The organism is Mesorhizobium sp. M2E.F.Ca.ET.209.01.1.1 (assembly GCF_004010375.2).
Taxonomy (GTDB): Bacteria; Pseudomonadota; Alphaproteobacteria; order Rhizobiales; family Rhizobiaceae; genus Mesorhizobium.
In genome coordinates this window covers 1-396 of sequence record NZ_SADP02000307.1, presented here as the reverse complement: position 1 = coordinate 396, position 396 = coordinate 1, and the positions used below count along the sequence as shown (strand labels likewise).

Annotated in this window: 1 protein-coding gene; it reads right to left on the bottom strand. The window is 62.1% G+C overall.

The window, feature by feature from the left end; all coding sequences use genetic code 11:
* A partial coding sequence (locus EN852_RS35770; RefSeq protein WP_135879677.1) for a hypothetical protein occupies positions 1 to 326 on the bottom strand: 326 nt, incomplete at its 3' end.
* Positions 327 to 396 lie beyond the last annotated feature (70 nt).

The following is a 396-nucleotide window of genomic DNA, read 5'->3' as shown; positions in this document are numbered from 1 at the left end:
TCCTGATAGGAATGGGCCTGGAAAATCGCCTCGAGGACGCGGGGCGCCAGCGCCTGGTCGTCGGGCAATTCGAAGGAAACCTCGACCGTGCCCGGACGGCGGCGCAATTCGGTTTCGGCGCCGGCCGCTGCCCCTTCAAGGGGCCTGTAGCGCTCGATGCCGTGCGCCGACTGATAGGCATTGCGGTCATACTTGCCCATGGCAAGCGGTGCGATCGCCACAACCGCGTCCATGATGCGGTCGACGTCGGCAGCCGGAGCCTGGAAGCTGACGAGCAGCAGGAGGTTCATTCGCAGCGAAGTGGTTTCAAAGCCGCTGTCGATCATCGGAGTGTCCTCGGTTCAGGTGTTTTAGTACACCACTTTTAACCGGTGGCTGCTGACACGGTTCTGTCAG